Source organism: Salinihabitans flavidus (genome assembly GCF_900110425.1).
Taxonomy (GTDB): domain Bacteria; phylum Pseudomonadota; class Alphaproteobacteria; order Rhodobacterales; family Rhodobacteraceae; genus Salinihabitans; species Salinihabitans flavidus.
In genome coordinates, this window is sequence record NZ_FODS01000073.1 from 1 (window position 1) to 1,531 (window position 1,531).

The 1,531-nt window shown below is 63.9% G+C and carries 3 protein-coding genes; all 3 read right to left on the reverse strand.

The window, feature by feature from the left end; genetic code table 11:
* Positions 1-591: ZIP family metal transporter (locus tag BMW66_RS19825; RefSeq protein WP_175483345.1), on the reverse strand; the 591-nt coding region annotated here is incomplete at its 3' end.
* Positions 592-666: 75 nt separating this feature from the next.
* Complete coding sequence (locus BMW66_RS19830) at positions 667-1,119, reverse strand: sll1863 family stress response protein (protein ID WP_093120890.1); 453 nt, start codon at positions 1,117-1,119, stop codon at positions 667-669.
* Positions 1,120-1,130: 11 nt separating this feature from the next.
* Complete coding sequence (locus BMW66_RS19835) at positions 1,131-1,418, reverse strand: sll1863 family stress response protein (RefSeq protein WP_093120891.1); 288 nt, start codon at positions 1,416-1,418, stop codon at positions 1,131-1,133.
* Positions 1,419-1,531 lie beyond the last annotated feature (113 nt).

Consider the following 1,531-nt stretch of genomic DNA (forward strand, 5'->3'; position numbering starts at 1 on the left):
GGCCAACGGGCAGAAAGGGTCGGAAGGTTTCGACGAACAGATACGCGGGCGCGGCCATGATCGGCTGCGGCAGGCTGGTGAAGATCGCCCAGAGCCGGCCTTCCAGACGGGTGAGCCGCGCGGCACCAGCACCAGCGCAATGGCCAGCCCCTCGGGCACGTTGTGGAAGGCGATGGCCGTGGTGATGTAGGCGCCCAAGCCCTCGGAGCCGGCGAAGGACACGCCGACGCCCACGCCCTCGGCAAAGGAATGCGCCGTCATGATGCCGAGGATCAAGAGCGCCTTGGCCGCGCCTGCGCCCTGCAAGTCGGCCACTTCCACGTCGCCCGCGCCAGACAGGAGCCTGTCGGCCAGAACGATCGCGTCCAGCCCCGCAAGCACGCCCACCAGCGTCAGCGTGATGTCAAGCGACACGCCTTCGGCGATCAGGCTGTGGCTGGCGGCCAGCATCAGCCCTGCGGCGGCGGCGTTCGACCAGCCCATCGTCCGGTCGCTAACCTTCTTAACGAACAGGAAAGGCAGCGCGCCGACGCCGGTCATGATCGCGGTGAGAAGCGCCGCCGCGACGACGATCCAATGGGCTGTGTCCATGGTGATCCTACATAAATGCTTCGGTCCGACCCTTCGCCGCCCGCGATCCTTACGCGGGCGGCATGGGCTGGACGGTCACTTGTTGGAAGCGTCCTCGTCTGCCGCGCTCCACGCTTCTGAAAAAGCGCCCCACGCGTCCGAGAAGCCGGTCTTCAGTTCGTCCCAAGCGCTGCTTGCGCCGGACTCCAGCGCACCGTAGCGCTCGCCCAGGCGGTTGCGCGCCTGCCGCAGATCACGCAGCCGCGCTTCGGCGGTCTCGCGCGCGGCGTCGGACATTTCCGACCAGTTCTCGCGTAGGGCCTGCTCGCGCCGCTCGATCTCGGCGTCGAGCTGGTTCAGCGCCTCGCGCGCCTCAGCCAGCGCTTGCTCGCGCTCCTGCTCGGAGTAGGCCGCAATGGCCTCCATAGCTTCCGAGATTTCCGCGCGCACCTCTTCGCTGGTGGTCAGCGTATCCGTATCCTGCGCGGCGGCGGGCACTGCCAAAAGGGCAATGAGCCCCACCGCGCGTAGTGTGTTTAACGTGGTCATCGGCGCTTTCCTTACTTGAAACGCGACATGGCATTGTCGAAGGCGCCGGAGATACTGTCCCAAGCCTTGTCGAAGCCCGCCTTCATGTCGTCCCAGGCGTCGTCGCTGGCTTCGCGCAGCTCTTTCAGCTTCGCCTCGGCCTCGTCACGCTGCTCGCGCGCCTCGTCGAGCTGCTTCTGCGCCTCAATCTTCGCGTCGGCATCGGCCTCGTCGACCTGTGCCTTCATCTTGTCGATCTCGGCGTTCCATTCGTCGATTTTCGCCTTGGCTTTTTCGATATACGCGTTCTTGTCGGTCATTTGAGTGATCCTTCTGCCCTTAGAGCTGATAATGTAAAGCGGGCTCTGCGAAAAATACATTGCCACCCGTCTGACAATGATGCAACGATTTGAATATGTATAGCGAATAATGA

Excerpts from the sequence above, each read along its gene's own strand:
- BMW66_RS19830 (WP_093120890.1), bottom strand. The coding sequence starts at position 1,119 with ATGACCACGTTAAACACACTACGCGCGGTGGGGCTCATTGCCCTTTTG.
- BMW66_RS19835 (WP_093120891.1), bottom strand. The coding sequence starts at position 1,418 with ATGACCGACAAGAACGCGTATATCGAAAAAGCCAAGGCGAAAATCGAC.